This is a genomic window from Rahnella sp. WP5 (assembly GCF_000745615.1).
In the GTDB taxonomy this organism is placed as follows: Bacteria; Pseudomonadota; Gammaproteobacteria; order Enterobacterales; family Enterobacteriaceae; genus Rahnella; species Rahnella aceris.
On record NZ_JQJR01000007.1, the window covers coordinates 71,633 to 86,758 of the forward strand.

The window sequence follows — 15,126 nt, forward strand, 5'->3', positions numbered from 1 at the left end:
CGCCCTTCCCTGCTTTCATCTGTTCGCCCCTGCGGTTTCTCACAGCCGCAAGAACCTGGAGTCTTCATGCCCCCCGATTTTGACTGGCAATGCATCGATACTGTTTTACTGGATATGGACGGCACATTGCTGGATCTGGCTTTTGACAGCCAGTTCTGGTTGCAGGATGTCCCTCTTGCCCTTAGCCAGCAGCGTGCGATCCCGCTTGAAAACGCGCGCCAGTTAATTCATGACGAATATCTTGCCGTCCAGCACACCATGAACTGGTATTGCTTCGACTACTGGAGTGAAAGGCTGAGTCTGGATATCTACCAGATGACGACAAGCATCGGCAAAAATGCGCGTCTTCGCGACGACACGCTGCCGTTTCTGGCTCATCTGCGTGAAAGCGGACGACAGACAATTTTGCTCACCAATGCGCATCCGCACAGTCTTTCCGTTAAAATTGAACATACCGGATTAGACCAGCACCTTGATTTATTACTTTCCACCCACACATTTGGTTATCCGAAGGAAGATCAGCGGCTGTGGTCTGCAGTTCAGCAACAAACGGGCTTTAATCCCGACAGGACATTATTTGTCGATGACGGTGAACCGATCCTGAATGCGGCAAAAACCTTCGGCATCCGCTATTGTCTGGGTATAGAAAATCCGGACTCGACCATGGCAAATAAGTCATTTGAAGGACATCCTTCCATCAATGATTACCGCAGCCTGTTGCCTGCAATTCACCCCGTAACAGGCCCGGCTAAGTAACACCGGTACGCTCAGGGGAAGAATATGAAAGGTAAAACGGAAGACGACGATAATGCAGTGCGCCTCGATAAATGGTTGTGGGCGGCTCGTTTTTATAAGACCCGCGCGCTGGCACGCGAGATGATTGATGGCGGCAAAGTGCATTACAACGGTCAGCGGGGGAAACCCAGCAAGCTGATGGAACTGAATGCCGAAATTACATTGCGTCAGGGAAATGACTCAAAAACGATCATCGTTCTGGGGCTGACCACTCAGCGCCGTAGTGCAGAAGAAGCACAGAAACTGTATCAGGAAACTGAGGCGAGCATTGCCAGCCGGGAAAAAATCTCCGAAGCACGCAAAATGAACGCGATGCCGCATCCGGACAGACGTCCGGACAAAAAGGAACGCCGCAACCTGATCAAATTTAAATATGGCGATTCTGAATAAATCCAAAGTCCTTCCAGGAGGGATGAAGGATTTGAGTTCGCTAAACAGAGAGAAAATTATGTCTAATCACGACCAACTGCATCGCTACCTGTTCAATCATCACGCCGTTCGCGGTGAACTGGTCTCGCTCAAAGAAACTTTCCAGCAGGTTATTGCCGGTCACGACTATCCGGCAGAAGTGCGCAATCTGCTGGGTGAAATGTTGGTGGCGACCAGCCTGCTGACTGCCACCCTGAAATTTGACGGCGATATTACCGTGCAGTTGCAAGGTGATGGTCCGCTGAAACTGGCCGTGATCAACGGTAACAACAAGCAGGAACTGCGCGGCGTCGCACGTCTGCAGGGTGACATTACCGAAGGCAGCTCGCTGAAAGAGATGATTGGCAACGGCTACATGGTGATCACGATTTCTCCGACCGTCGGCGAACGCTATCAGGGCGTCGTGGGGCTGGAAGGCGAAAACCTGGCAGAGTGTCTGGAAAACTACTTCATGCAGTCAGAACAGCTGCCAACCCGCATCTTCATCCGCACAGGTGAAGTTGAAGGCCAGCCTGCTGCAGGCGGCATGTTGTTGCAGGTTCTGCCAGCGCAAGATACTGATCCGGAAGAGTTCAGCCATCTGGCACAGCTGACCACAACCATCAAGGCGCAAGAGCTGCTGACCCTGCCTGCCAACGAAGTGCTTTATCGTCTGTATCATCAGGAAGAGGTCACCCTGTATGAACCGCAGAATGTCTGTTTCCGTTGCACCTGTTCCCGCGAACGTTGTGCAGCAGCGCTGCTGACGCTGCCGGATGAAGATGTGCTCGACATGCTGGAAACTGATGGAAAAATAGAGATGCACTGCGATTATTGCGGCACGGACTATGAATTTGACGCGATGGATATGGCGACACTGAAAGCTGGCGGCGACGTTCATTCCGGAGATGACCACGTTCATTGATCGTTAACACGCGCAGCCTGAGGGACTTTTCACTGAAAAGTCCCTTTTTTATTGCTATTCCATAACCTCATTTGCACACCTTTCGGGTTTTTCATCACAATTCTGGAAAAACATTCACATCTACCGTTATTCTTTGAGAGCTGTCGTGGCACAAAAGCGATATATACCTACAATAGCAACTGATTTATCCCTATTTACGGGATTCAAATTCAGCAAGGAGCAGGGAAATGCCTACCACTATCGGGATCACCGCCGAAACACTCTCCCAGTATGGGATCCACCAGAATAGCGAAATTGTCTATAACCCTGATTACGAAACTCTTTTTGCAGAAGAGACGGCCCCGGGCCTGGAAGGTTATGAGCGCGGGCAGGTGACAGAGCTCGGTGCAGTGAATGTCGATACTGGCATTTTCACCGGCCGCTCGCCGAAAGATAAATATATCGTCCGTGATGACACCACACGCGATACGCTCTGGTGGGCTGATCAGGGCAAAGGGAAAAATGATAACAAACCGCTGTCGCAGGAAATCTGGACATCACTCAAGGCGCTGGTCAGCAAGCAGCTATCCGGGAAACGTTTGTTTATCGTTGATGCCTTCTGCGGTGCCAATGCAGACTCACGCCTGAAAGTACGTTTTATTACGGAAGTCGCCTGGCAGGCACATTTCGTCAAGAACATGTTCATTCGCCCCGAAGTCAATGAACTGGAAAATTTCGAGCCTGATTTCATCGTGATGAACGGCGCGAAATGTACCAATCCGGACTGGCAGAAACAGGGCCTGAATTCTGAAAACTTCATCGCTTTCAATCTGACCGAACGTATCCAGCTGATAGGCGGCTCGTGGTACGGCGGCGAAATGAAGAAAGGCATGTTCGCGGTCATGAACTATCTGCTGCCATTGCAGGGTATCGCCTCAATGCATTGCTCAGCGAACGTCGGCGAAAAAGGCGATGTGGCGGTGTTCTTTGGTCTCTCCGGTACCGGCAAAACCACCTTATCCACCGATCCGAAGCGTCAGCTTATCGGCGATGATGAGCACGGCTGGGACGATGACGGCGTCTTTAACTTTGAAGGTGGCTGCTATGCCAAAACCATCAAACTGAGCAAAGACGCCGAGCCGGAAATTTTCGGTGCGATAAAACGCGATGCCTTGCTGGAAAACGTGATGGTCAGCGCAGACGGCAAAATCGACTTCAATGACGGCAGCAAGACTGAGAATACCCGCGTCTCCTACCCGATTTATCACATTCAAAATATCGTGAAACCGGTATCGAAAGCCGGTCACGCCAGTAAAGTGATTTTCCTGACGGCCGATGCGTTTGGCGTATTGCCGCCGGTTTCCCGTCTCACAGCCGCGCAAACGCAATACCATTTCCTGTCCGGTTTCACTGCGAAGCTGGCCGGAACTGAGCGCGGTGTCACTGAACCCACGCCAACCTTTTCTGCCTGCTTTGGTGCGGCGTTCCTGATGCTGCACCCGACGCAATATTCCGAAGTATTGGTGAAGCGCATGGAAGCTGCAGGCGCTCAGGCCTATCTGGTGAACACTGGCTGGAATGGTACAGGCAAACGTATTTCGCTGAAAAATACCCGCGCTATTATCGACGCGATCCTCAACGGCACCATTGATGATGCGGAAACCTTCACGCTGCCGCTGTTTAATCTGGCGGTACCGGTTGAGCTGCCGGGCGTCGACACCCATATTCTGGATCCGCGCAATACTTACGCCAGCCGTGAACAGTGGCAGGAAAAAGCTGAACATCTGGCACAGTTATTTATCGATAACTTCGACAAATACACCGATACCCCGGCTGGCGCCGCACTGGTCAGTGCCGGACCGAAACGCTAATCTGCTGGCAAACTCTTATCAGGCGCGGGCTTCCGCGCCTTTTTTATTGCAACCAGCACAGCGGCATTTCAGAATGACAGCATTGCTGTCAGAGGAGCCTGATATGGCGACGATTACCGTTCGTAATCTGGATGATGATGTGAAGGAATTACTGCGCATTGCGGCGGCCAGAAAAGGCCATTCGATGGAAGAAGAAGCACGTTTGATACTAAAACAGGCGCTGACCACTACTGTGCCTGATTTTGGTCTGGGCAGTCAGCTGCGCCAGCGCTTTTCTTCCCTGAGCGTGGAACATCTGGAACTGCCACCGAAATGATCATCCTCAATACTGCCGTCATCCTTGAGATGATTAGCCCCTTCCCGCAAAAGAACGTGCTGCAATGGCTGGACGCGCAGGACGCCACACAACTGTATCTGACCAGCCTGAGCGTCGCGGCGCTTTTCAGCTGGGCGGATAGTCTGCCGGAGAATCAGCCGAAAGCCGCGCTTTCGGACGCTTTGCTGGAGATGATGAACCAGGATTTCGCGGGCAGGCTGTTGCCGTTTGATGCGGCCAGCGCGCTGTATTACCCGCGTGTGATGGCCTTATCGAAGACGGCCAATATTGAGATGGCGGAGCGTGATATGCAGCTCGCGGCAATCTGCCTGAACCATCAGGCGGGGCTTGCCACGGATCACGCAGAAGTGTTTGCACACACGGGCGTGGTGTTAGTTAATCCATGGGATACGGCGGAAACACCACGATGGCGGGAAGAAGCGGCAGAGTATTATGTGATGAGCAGGAAGAATTAAGCCCGCGGCTGGGCTGCTGTTAAACCGTGAGCTGCCGCCCACACCGGCCTTAAGGGTGGCTTATCGCCACCCTTAAGGAATCCCGGGCTCTATTGCGCGCTCCGCGCTGGCTATGTTTCAGCTACCGCAGCGCGATAAGTGATCGCCGAAATTGAGAAACCGAAACTTTCACCTGTCAGAATAAAAGGGATCATTAAGGCTCCCCTTAATCAAACCAGTTTTTGCTGTACCGCCACCGCTTTCAGCATCTCAACCGGTAACGGCAGATAGGCCCGAATTCGTAATCCCCCGCGGTCACTTTTCCCGATATCCAGCGTGCCTGAGTGGGCATCAATAATGCGCTGAACAATCGCCAGCCCGAGTCCGGTTCCGCTGGTAGTTCGCGCACTTTCGCCACGCACAAATGGCTGAAACAGATGCTTAAGCTGGTCAGGCTCAATGCCCGGGCCGTCGTCTTCAACCTGGAACCAGGCCCGCTGCAATTCGCGACCACTACTGACTTTAATCCAGCCGTCGCCATAACGGGCGGCATTCACCACCATATTCACCACGGCACGTTTGATAGACAGCGGATGAGCATTGACCAGCAATTCGCCGTCCGCCAGACCAGAGTCGATCTCACGTTCATAACCGCTTTCCGTCGCAATCACTTCGCCCAGAATACCGTTAAGATCGGTGATCTCGGTCGGCATCTCCTGTCCGGTGCGCAGATAATCGATGAACTGCTCAATAATCGCGTTGCACTCTTCGATATCTTTATTGATCGACTCGGCGAGATAACTGTCATCGTCACTCATCATTTCGGTCGCCAGACGAATGCGCGTCAGCGGCGTACGCAGATCATGGCTGACGCCCGCCATCAGAAGGGTACGGTCATCGGCCAGCAGTTTGACACCGGCAGCCATCTGATTAAACGCCCGCGTCACCGAACGCACTTCAGACGCACCGTATTCACGCAGCGGCGGCGGAATAATGCCTTTCCCTACCTGCAACGCCGCATGCTCCAGCTCAACCAGGGGGCGGTTCTGTATACGGATAAACAGCCACGCGCCACCAATCGCCAGCAACATAATCGCCAATGTATAGCGGAACAGCGGGGAGAAATCGCCCTGATGGATTTCAGTAAGGGGAACCCGCACCCAGATGTCAGGCGACAACCAGGTTTTCAGCCACACCACCGGGGTATTTTTATTGACCTCGACGCGCACGTCGGTAGGACCACCGAGCTGCTGCGCCATCTGCTGACTGAGGAATTCGTAATGCTGCGCCCAGCGCAGGCCACTCTCCTCGGCCGCAGAGTTGGTATAAAGAGAAATGCCCAGTTCGCGGTAGATTTCGCGACGAAATGCCGGTGGAACCGCCAGCAACGTCCCATCTTCCAACTGCAGCCGGTCAGTCATCAGCATACGGACTTCGTATGCCAATACCTTATTGAACTGCTGCAGGCTGGGCAGAATGGCGAAGTTCAGCACCACCAGATAGGTCGTCACCAGGCTGACGAACAGCAAGGTGACGATTAATAACAGTGTTCGGGCAAACGAGCTACGCGGTGAAAAGCGTATTCGCTTCATGCCTTACTGCCGTCCGGTACAAATACGTAGCCCAGACCCCAGACAGTCTGGATATAGCGCGGGTGCGCCGGATCTTCTTCTACCATACGACGCAGACGGGAAATCTGCACATCGATAGAACGTTCCATCGCACTGTATTCACGACCACGCGCCAGATTCATCAGCTTGTCACGGGACAGTGGCTCACGCGGATGGCTTACCAGCGCTTTCAGCACGGCAAACTCACCACTGGTCAGTGGCATAGGCTCATCTTCACGGAACATTTCGCGGGTGCCAAGGTTCAGTTTGAACTTACCAAATGAAATGACCGCTTCTTCCTGAGAAGGTGCGCCTGGCAGTTCATTGGCCTGACGCCGCAGGACTGCGCGGATACGCGCCAGCAGTTCACGCGGGTTAAATGGCTTAGGAATGTAGTCGTCGGCACCAATTTCCAGCCCCACGATACGGTCAACTTCTTCCCCTTTCGCCGTCACCATGATGATCGGCATCGGGTTACTCTGGCTGCGCAGACGACGGCAGATAGATAAACCATCTTCGCCAGGCAACATCAGATCCAGAACCATCAGGTGGAATGACTCACGGGTCAGCAAACGGTCCATTTGTTCAGCATTGGCAACGCTACGCACCTGGAAGCCCTGTTCAGTCAGATAACGCTCCAAAAGTGCACGCAGGCGCATATCGTCATCGACCACCAGAATCTTGTGATTTTCTTGCATTTAAATCTCCCAAAGGCGTGAATGCCTCAAGCTTGTATTGTTAGAAAAGTCAGCCAAAACAGACAGCGTTTAATGGTATATATTCTAGTCGAAATTGTAACAATGATTATGGATTTCCTAATTTATCAACAATATCAGAGGAGTCTTCTGCAAGCGAAGGTTGGTTTGTTACGGGTTGTCCCGCTCTGCAAACCTGCTCATCCGTTTTTCTGGTCATTAACTGAGCATTTCTGCTGAAAGTATCAGGAAAATGATCATCTCAGTGTGCCCGTGGGGATAAAAGTTTGGTGATTTTACTTATTCGTTTGATTAATAATAAAGCGGTAAGGATAATATTTTATTTGAGAAATAGATCATTTACCCACCAACTGATCATTTGAATGAATTAACCAAACCATAAAGATCATAGGCAGTGATATTTCAGATTAAAAACTCATTATCATTTAATTAGACAGGATGCCACCGACTATTCAATGTATAGAACACTTGATAGAATCCGGCGTCTGAAGGTGATGAATTCACTTTATTTAATCCGATAAAGTCATCTTTAGATTAACCACTAATTTTTATTTCTGAATGGACGCAAAAAATGAAAACCAAGTTCAAGCTCTTAGCGGGTGGGATATTTTTGGCTATGGCTGCAAATTGCTATGCAATCGATGGCGCTATTAATTTTACGGGTGCGATTGTTGAAGAGGCCTGTGAAATCAATGGGGGTGAAGAGCTCAATATACCTTTAGGGACTTATTCAGCAGCTCAATTCCAGGAAATTGGTGATCTCTCTCCGAAGATCCCTTTTACCCTGCCACTTGATAACTGTCCTGTCGTTACTGAAAGTAATCCTACTCCTCACTTCCGGATATGGCTGGAGTCAGATACCGTTGCTGATACCACTGATTTGATTGCACTGGGCAATGATTATGGTGATGAAATGGCGGATGGTGTCGGCATCAGAATCGAAGATGCAGAAACCAACGAGATAATGAAAATCAACGGATTACCTGACATCATCTATCCAATCCCCGGAAAGGTTATGAATGTCAACCTTCTCGCATACTATGAGTCGTTTAAATTGCCTGGCGATATCACTGCCGGTGCGGCAGACGCGCGCGTGAAAGTCACTCTCGATTACAGATAAGTACTTTGAGCCTTGCCCTGTAAAAAATTAATTCTACAGGGCATTTCTTATACGTTTATTCAATTACCGCATGAATATATTGCTACTGTAAGGATTCATATTCGAATGGGTAAGTCAAAAATATTAACATTACTTTTCATTATAACTTCAGTAGTTACATCACAAATAACCTATGCCGGCGGAATTATTGTCGGACGGACACGCGTTATTTATGACGCAGATAAAAGGGAAGCTACCCTTTCCGTTAAAAATAATGCCGATAACAATCCTTTCCTCATACAATCGTGGGTTGATGCGGGGGGAGAAAAAACACGCGGTCCTTTTATTATCACCCCGCCACTATTTCGACTGAATGCTCAACAGGAAAGTAACCTGCGCATTTCCTATAACGGCAGCGCCCTCCCGACAGACAGAGAGTCCGTTTTCTATATCAATGTTAAAGCGATACCTTCAACGCCAAAAAATACAAAAAACGAACTTAAACTGGTGGTCAATACGCGGATAAAGCTTTTTTACCGGCCAACAAAACTACCCGGAAAATCGTTTGAAGCACCGAAAGCGCTCACTTTCTCCAGAAATAACGGGCATCTCGTTATCAAGAATCAGAGCCCTTATCACGTTGTTTTCAGTTCACTCAGCATTGGCTCAACTTTTTTAAAAGAGGTGGCCATGATTGCGCCATTGAGCGAGCTGGATGTCATTCTTCCCGCAAAAATCTCAGGCAACAGTGTGAAATGGGAAGCGATAAATGACTATGGCGGCACGACAGAACGATATGAGCAACCTTTGTAACCGGACCAATAAAGCCACGCCATAACTCACAGCAATCGCCTAATTACGGCAACTCAGAAGCACGAGAAAACTATGCTCACGGATGAAAAATTTTTACAGAAGAGCTTGTCTGGAGACATTAAAAAGACCTCCGCGCCGCTCGTGCTAAAACTGGGTGGCCTGCTGGCCAGTACGGCTTTGGGATTACTCGCCGCTCACCCGGCCCGTTCAGAAAATGTCTATTTCGATCCTCAGTTCATCGAGCGTCAAGCCGGTGATGTTGGGGATATCGACCTCTCGTTGTTCCAGAGTAATGACCAGGCACAGTTACCAGGTAACTATGACACTGCATTGTATGTGAATAAAAAATTAAAAATACGTCATTCAATCAGCTACTTGTCCAAACCAGACGGCACGCTTGAGCCACAGATCACGCCTGATATATTGCGGTTACTGGGCGTCAATGTTGATGCGTTTCCGGCGTTAAAAAATCATCAGCCGGACGCACCTTTGGGTTCGCTTGCACAATATATCCCTGCTGCAGACGTCAAATTTGATTTCTACCTCATGCAGCTTAATTTCAGCATTCCGCAGGCAGCGATCCTTCAAAAAGCTGAAGACTATATTGATCCGGAAAAATGGGATGATGGCGCGCCTGTACTTTTCTCAAATTATTCCTATTCAGGCGGCCAGCGGAGTTACCGAAATGGCAGTGATGATTCCAGCCAATACCTGAATCTGCAAAATGGCTTCAACATAGGCCCGTGGCGCTTACGTAATTACACGACTTACAGCAACAGCGGAGATGAGAAGCGTTGGGATACGATCTCAACCTACGCCGAACGGGATATCAAAACCTTAAAATCAAAATTCCAAATCGGTGAAAACTCGACCTCCGGAGAAATCCTCAGCAGTGTCCCGTTCTCCGGGGTTCAGCTTTTTTCTGACGATAATATGCTGCCAAACAGCCAGCGCGGTTTCGCACCCACCATACGGGGTATTGCAAACTCAAATGCAGAAGTCACTATCCGGCAAAATGATCACATTATTTATCAGTCTTTTGTCCCTCCGGGTGCCTTTGAGATTAACGATCTTTATCCCTCATCCTACAGCGGAAATCTTGAGATAACGGTGAAAGAAGCTGACGGGACTGAACGCCGGTTTAATCAGCCTTTTTCAGCGATTCCCATCATGCAACGCCCTGGTCGTTTGAAATACAGCGCAACAGCGGGGACTTATCGCGCGACAGATAACAATGAGAAAGAGCCAACCTTTGCTCAAGGTACGGCTATCTATGGTATTTCAAACACCATTACGTCCTACGGTGGCTCTGTGGTATCTGAAGATTACCTCTCAGGACTCATCGGTATTGGTTATAACCTCCGGTGGCTGGGCGGCATTTCGGCTGATGTTACCCATGCCCGTTCTACACTGGACAATAATCAAACCACCTCAGGTCAGTCATATCGCGTCCAGTATTCGAAAAATATTGAAATGACCGACACAGATTTCAGTCTGGCAAGCTATCGGTACTCAAGTGCGGGATATTACGACTTCGATGAGTCCACACAATATCTTGATGGCGACAATGTTCCGGAACTTGATTATCACAAACGCAGTAAAATCCAGTTCAATATCAATCAGACATTGTGGCAAGGCGCGAGCCTGTATCTGTCAGGATACAAACAGGACTACTGGAACAACAGCGGCAAGGAGAAGAATCTCTCACTGGGCTTAAACAACAGTCTGTTTGGTATCAGCTATAACCTGAGCTATTCCTACAGCCAGTTACAGGATCAGGATAACGATCAACAGATATCCCTGAACGTCCGTATTCCGCTCAGCCGTTGGTTGCCACAAAGCTGGGGGACATACAATGTCTCTCACCAGAAAGGCGAAGGGACACGGCATCAGGTTGGATTAAGCGGAACCGCGCTTGACGATCGTCGCCTGAGCTATTCAGTTCAGCAAAGTTATACCGATCATAACAGTGAAAGCGGCAGCAACCTTTACTCTTCTTACCGCTCCTCCTTTGGCAATCTCAACGCAGGTTACAATTACAGCAGGGATTCTCAGCAACTCAGCTACGGCATTGCCGGCGGGATCGTGGCGCATTCCCGGGGCGCCACTTTGTCTCAACCCCTCGGTGATTCCTTTGCATTAATAGATACCAATGGGGCCAGTGGGGCACGTCTGCAAAATCTTCCTGGCGTCAGAACAGACTGGCGTGGTTTTGCTGTCGTCCCGTATCTGACTGCGTATAACGAAAACCGTATCGCCATGGACACCACCACCCTGCCTGACGACGTAGATATCGAAAATACCTCAGCCATTGTGATCCCGAATTCCGGCGCCATGGTGACGGCACATTTTGATGCCCGAGTGGGGGCCAGAGTTTTGGTGACACTTGTCAGACCAAACGGGGCCACAGTCCCGTTTGGTGCCGTGGCGGCCACTGATAAACAAAGCAATATCGTGGATGAGGGCGGCGTCGTTTATCTGTCAGGTATCCCGTTAGAAAAACCCGTTTTACTTCATGTCAAATGGGGGAATAACGCATCTCAGCAATGTCAGGCTCAACTCAACATTTCTGCCTCAACCTCTCAGGTGAATTCGCTGACGGCTCAGTGTATTTAAGGATAATTCATGCACACTAAAAAACAGGTTTTGCACAACCTGACATCACTCATAAAGCTCGCACTGTTGGGGATCGCCATAAATAGTTTTTCATCCCTCGCACAAGCGGGATCGGCAATGTGCTCGCCAGAAAATGGTGCCGGCGTGAGTTATGAAAACTTTCTTCATGAAGACATCCCCGCGTCGGACAACGAGAGAGGGAAAAAGTATGAAAAAAACATGAATGGTGGAATGCAGAATTACACCATTGCCTGCAATTGTACCGACAACGATGCCAGCAGCCGCAGTGGAGTACTACTGATGTACACCGTAAAAACCGCCTTACCTAAGGGAACTGAGCCGGGATATTACAAAATTAACGACCACATTGATGTCAAAGCAAGCCTTGATCTGCCTCCGGCAACTGATGTTCCGGTGCCGACGACCAAAACACTTGGCGATGCCACGCATCACACAGATGCAAATAATAACGGCGTTTGCGTGCAGCAAAATACCCGTGCCAGCCTCAACATTGGTTCTCAAGGCTCATTAACTTTTTATATCACCACCCCTTTTATCGGAGAACTGGATATACCAAGAACAGAGATCGCTGAGATTTATCTGTCATCAGGTACGGCCATAGTGACCGCCCCGCCGCTTGGCTCCCCTGTTGCCCGCGTCTACGTCAGCGGAAAACTGACCGTACCCCAAAGCTGCGAAATCAATAAAGGTGAAACGATCACGGTCAATTTCGGTGCCATCGCCACCAATAAATTCACCACGCTCAATCAGCCTCCCAGAGGGTTTATTCCTGTAACGTTCAACATTACGTATGACTGCACAGCCAATGGATTGCCGAAGATCCCGGCAGGAACACAGCTTGCCATGCTGTTGAAGGGGGACGACCTGACAGATCAGTACACGCTGGTCGCCAGACGCCGGCCTTCTGACAATAAAGCCGATATTGGCATTCGCGTTGAGAATGCCAGCGGTACAGCGATCCCTTTTGAATCTGGAAACTTACCCATGAATCAAAACGGTATGGGAAACATCTCTATGACGGCTTACCCAATTAACCTCATTGGTGGCGGGCTGGATACCGGCGAATTCAGTGGGATGGCGACCTTGAAAATAGATATCCGATAAGCCTGCCACGCTGTTCAGTTCACAATCTCAATACTCACCAACCGGCTGTCCGCGCGCCCGTGGTCGTCCACCGCGCGAATGCGATACTGGCCGTTATTGATAGGCCGCCAGTCGATAGCGGATTTGCTGGCGGAGCTGCCGAGGTAGATGCCATCGACAAACCAGTACACCGTTTTACTGTCCGCATCCGTGACCGCATTAAAGGAAATCCGGTCACGGCCTTGCTGTGACTGCCGCAGCGTGTAGGTGGTATTTTTCAGCGGTGACGTGATGCGTGGCGGATTGCCACTCACGTCAACGCCCTCATCCTTGCAGTGATTCGCCGGGGGCTTACGTTTTGGCAACCCTGCCTGTGCAAAAACATTCGCCAGATCCGATGGCCAGAACTCAAACACTTCCGTACGGGTTTCGTCCTCCTCATAAGGCGGGCATGCCACTTCACCGCTCAGTTTATCGAGGCGCACCGGGCGGTAAACCGTATCGACTTTGATCGGCGACTTGCCCGGAATAAACCAGGTTTTGCCTTTTTGCTGGCACCACGGCGTCGGCAAATCACCGCTGGCCAGGCAGATATCCACCCTTTTCAACCCTTTGGGAAACGGGCGTTTGGGTTCCTGCAAATCAGGATAACTGGCGGTAATGCTGTCGATAATATTGAAGAACAGCGGCGCGGCCGCATCGGCACCGACAAACACGTTGTTGCCTTTGCTGTCGAAATTCCCTTCCCACACAACAAGCACGTAAGGCCCGAAAACCCCCACGCTCCAGGCATCACGAAAGCCCCAGGACGTGCCGGTTTTCCAGTAAACCGGCAGTGAAGACGGTGCCTGTGCCAGCGTATCGCCCGGACGGCGGTGCTGGCGCAGCATATCGAGGGTGATGAAACTGGCCTCTTCACTCAGTAACCTGACCGGCGTTGTCTGCCGCGGATCGGATTTCTGCATCCGTAACGGCTGTAAGACGCCACGGTTCGCCAGCAATGCGTACAGTTTTGCCAGTTCCTGCATCGTCACTTCGCCACCGCCCAGCACCAGCGATAAACCATAATGGTTCTCGCTGGACATATCCGCCACGCCGGAAAGACGCAGAAACTGATAGAACGTCGGCTGGCGAAGCTGTGAAGCCACATACACGGCCGGAATGTTGCGGCTGAAGTTCAGCGCATCGGTGGCAGTCACTGGTCCGAGAAATCGCCGGTCGAAATTCTCCGGCGCATATGCCCCAAATGCTGAAGGTACATCTTTGAGAATAGTCATCGGATGCAGCACGCCCTGCTCCATGCCCAGCGCGTAAATAAACGGTTTGAGCGCCGAACCGGGCGAGCGTTTCGCATTGGTGCCGTTCACCTGCCCCTGAATCGTACGGTTGTAGTAATCGGCGGAACCGACCAGCGCACGCACACCCATATCACGGGTATCGGCCAGCACAACAGCAGCATTGTGAATCCCACGGCTTTCGTTGCGGGTGATAAACGCATTCACCTGCCGCTCGATCAGCCGCTGCAAACCGGCATCCAGCGTGGTGTCGATACGGGTATCCGTGCGGATAATTTGCGGGTTCTGCTGGCGTAACTGCTCGATGAAATGCGGCGCAATATAAGGCATCTGTTCGGGCTGGCGCAGTGCCAGCGGCAATCTGAACAATGAAGTCTGACTGCTGTCGGTTGCATAATGGGCCTGCCAGCGCTGGAAAAGCCGGTTACGAGCCTGCGTCAGCGCCGCACCGACAACACCCGTTTTAGAGTCGATACGGTAGCTCGGCGATTGTGGCAGAACCGCCAGCGTCAGTGCTTCCGGTAGCGTCAGATCCTTCGGGGCTTTGTTGAAATAAATCAGGCTGGCCGCGCCAATGCTTTCAATATTTCGTCCGTACGGCGCGGTATTCAGATAGGCTTCGAGAATGTCATGTTTGGAATAACTCAGTTCCAGTTGCACCGCGCGCAGAACCTGCATGATTTTACCCGATGGCGTGCGGGTGTTCAGATGCCAGTGCATCCGCGCCAGTTGCATCGTGATAGTGGAGCCGCCCTGCATCTTTCCACCCGTCACATAGCTGCGCCAGAACCCCCGCATCAGGCTGAACGGGTTAAAACCGGGGTTGATATAAAACCAGCGATCTTCATGCAGCAACAAGCTTTTCACCGCCAGCGGAGAAACCTGTTCAAGTGGCGTCCAGAGGCGATAACGGTCGTCGTTCGCCAGCGTGATACGCATCAGCGTACCCTGACGGTCATAATAGACGGTGGAAAAAGGCTGGCCCTGAGAAAGGAGCGGATGTGGCCAGAGGCGGCATGCCACAATAATCATCGCCAGTAAAAAAACCGCCATCGCGATGTTTTGCAGCAGACGTTTGGCTGTTTTAGAAAATGCGCGAAAGGTGATCATCTTGCTACTCAGAA

Annotated in this window: 13 protein-coding genes; 10 read left to right on the plus strand and 3 right to left on the minus strand. The window is 50.9% G+C overall.

The genetic code is table 11. From position 1 onward, the window contains the following. Positions 1 to 66 precede the first annotated feature (66 nt). From yrfG to EX31_RS04790, 6 genes are all read left to right on the plus strand, one after another. A complete protein-coding gene (gene yrfG / locus EX31_RS04765) occupies positions 67 to 756 on the plus strand; it encodes a GMP/IMP nucleotidase (RefSeq protein WP_037033670.1) in 690 nt (229 codons plus the stop codon). Positions 757 to 780: 24 nt separating this feature from the next. Next, positions 781 to 1,185 (plus strand): ribosome-associated heat shock protein Hsp15, encoded by a 405-nt coding sequence (gene hslR / locus EX31_RS04770; RefSeq protein ID WP_013573605.1) that lies wholly within the window; start codon positions 781 to 783, stop codon positions 1,183 to 1,185. Positions 1,186 to 1,243: 58 nt separating this feature from the next. Beyond that, positions 1,244 to 2,128, plus strand: a complete 885-nt coding sequence (hslO, locus tag EX31_RS04775) for an Hsp33 family molecular chaperone HslO (RefSeq protein WP_037033672.1) — start codon at positions 1,244 to 1,246, stop codon at positions 2,126 to 2,128. A 227-nt stretch (positions 2,129 to 2,355) separates the two neighbouring features. Next, a complete protein-coding gene (pckA, locus tag EX31_RS04780; protein WP_013573603.1) occupies positions 2,356 to 3,978 on the plus strand; it encodes a phosphoenolpyruvate carboxykinase (ATP) in 1,623 nt (540 codons plus the stop codon). 103 nt (positions 3,979 to 4,081) lie between these two features. Beyond that, entirely contained in the window at positions 4,082 to 4,294 is a 213-nt protein-coding gene (locus EX31_RS04785; protein WP_013573602.1) for a FitA-like ribbon-helix-helix domain-containing protein, read from the plus strand. After that, a complete protein-coding gene (locus tag EX31_RS04790) occupies positions 4,291 to 4,770 on the plus strand; it encodes a PIN domain-containing protein (protein WP_037033674.1) in 480 nt (159 codons plus the stop codon). Before EX31_RS04785 ends, EX31_RS04790 begins: the two co-directional genes overlap by 4 nt. A gap of 209 nt (positions 4,771 to 4,979) precedes the next feature. On the opposite strand, the gene envZ is transcribed toward EX31_RS04790, so the two are convergent. Together envZ and ompR are read right to left on the minus strand one after the other, a co-directional pair. Then, positions 4,980 to 6,341 carry a two-component system sensor histidine kinase EnvZ gene (gene envZ / locus EX31_RS04795; RefSeq protein ID WP_013573600.1) on the minus strand — a complete coding sequence of 454 codons (1,362 nt, stop codon included), beginning with the start codon at positions 6,339 to 6,341 and terminating at the stop codon, positions 4,980 to 4,982. Beyond that, entirely contained in the window at positions 6,338 to 7,057 is a 720-nt protein-coding gene (gene ompR, locus EX31_RS04800) for an osmolarity response regulator transcription factor OmpR (RefSeq protein WP_009635740.1), read from the minus strand. The genes envZ and ompR overlap by 4 nt, the downstream gene beginning before the upstream one ends. Positions 7,058 to 7,646: 589 nt before the next feature. Here ompR and EX31_RS04805 point away from each other — a divergent pair. From EX31_RS04805 to EX31_RS04820, 4 genes are all read left to right on the plus strand, one after another. After that, on the plus strand, positions 7,647 to 8,195 hold the full coding sequence (locus EX31_RS04805) for a fimbrial protein (RefSeq protein ID WP_037033677.1): 549 nt from the start codon (positions 7,647 to 7,649) through the stop codon (positions 8,193 to 8,195). A gap of 105 nt (positions 8,196 to 8,300) precedes the next feature. After that, on the plus strand, positions 8,301 to 8,987 hold the full coding sequence (locus EX31_RS04810) for a fimbrial biogenesis chaperone (RefSeq protein ID WP_037033679.1): 687 nt from the start codon (positions 8,301 to 8,303) through the stop codon (positions 8,985 to 8,987). 72 nt (positions 8,988 to 9,059) lie between these two features. Continuing rightward, positions 9,060 to 11,603, plus strand: coding sequence for a fimbria/pilus outer membrane usher protein (locus EX31_RS04815; protein WP_037033680.1), 2,544 nt, complete (start codon positions 9,060 to 9,062; stop codon positions 11,601 to 11,603). A 9-nt stretch (positions 11,604 to 11,612) separates the two neighbouring features. Then, positions 11,613 to 12,728: a fimbrial protein gene (locus EX31_RS04820; RefSeq protein ID WP_037033682.1), complete on the plus strand. Its 1,116-nt coding sequence runs from the start codon at positions 11,613 to 11,615 to the stop codon at positions 12,726 to 12,728. A gap of 14 nt (positions 12,729 to 12,742) precedes the next feature. On the opposite strand, the gene pbpC is transcribed toward EX31_RS04820, so the two are convergent. Further along, the gene (pbpC, locus tag EX31_RS04825) at positions 12,743 to 15,112 is read right to left on the minus strand and encodes a penicillin-binding protein 1C (protein ID WP_037033683.1); all 2,370 of its coding nucleotides are present in this window, start codon (positions 15,110 to 15,112) and stop codon (positions 12,743 to 12,745) included. Positions 15,113 to 15,126 lie beyond the last annotated feature (14 nt).

Coding starts and splice junctions, on each gene's coding strand:
- yrfG (WP_037033670.1), top strand. CDS start 67: ATGCCCCCCGATTTTGACTGGCAATGCATCGATACTGTTTTACTGGAT.
- hslR (WP_013573605.1), top strand. CDS start 781: ATGAAAGGTAAAACGGAAGACGACGATAATGCAGTGCGCCTCGATAAA.
- hslO (WP_037033672.1), top strand. CDS start 1,244: ATGTCTAATCACGACCAACTGCATCGCTACCTGTTCAATCATCACGCC.
- pckA (WP_013573603.1), top strand. CDS start 2,356: ATGCCTACCACTATCGGGATCACCGCCGAAACACTCTCCCAGTATGGG.
- EX31_RS04785 (WP_013573602.1), top strand. CDS start 4,082: ATGGCGACGATTACCGTTCGTAATCTGGATGATGATGTGAAGGAATTA.
- EX31_RS04790 (WP_037033674.1), top strand. CDS start 4,291: ATGATCATCCTCAATACTGCCGTCATCCTTGAGATGATTAGCCCCTTC.
- envZ (WP_013573600.1), bottom strand. CDS start 6,341: ATGAAGCGAATACGCTTTTCACCGCGTAGCTCGTTTGCCCGAACACTG.
- ompR (WP_009635740.1), bottom strand. CDS start 7,057: ATGCAAGAAAATCACAAGATTCTGGTGGTCGATGACGATATGCGCCTG.
- EX31_RS04805 (WP_037033677.1), top strand. CDS start 7,647: ATGAAAACCAAGTTCAAGCTCTTAGCGGGTGGGATATTTTTGGCTATG.
- EX31_RS04810 (WP_037033679.1), top strand. CDS start 8,301: ATGGGTAAGTCAAAAATATTAACATTACTTTTCATTATAACTTCAGTA.
- EX31_RS04815 (WP_037033680.1), top strand. CDS start 9,060: ATGCTCACGGATGAAAAATTTTTACAGAAGAGCTTGTCTGGAGACATT.
- EX31_RS04820 (WP_037033682.1), top strand. CDS start 11,613: ATGCACACTAAAAAACAGGTTTTGCACAACCTGACATCACTCATAAAG.
- pbpC (WP_037033683.1), bottom strand. CDS start 15,112: ATGATCACCTTTCGCGCATTTTCTAAAACAGCCAAACGTCTGCTGCAA.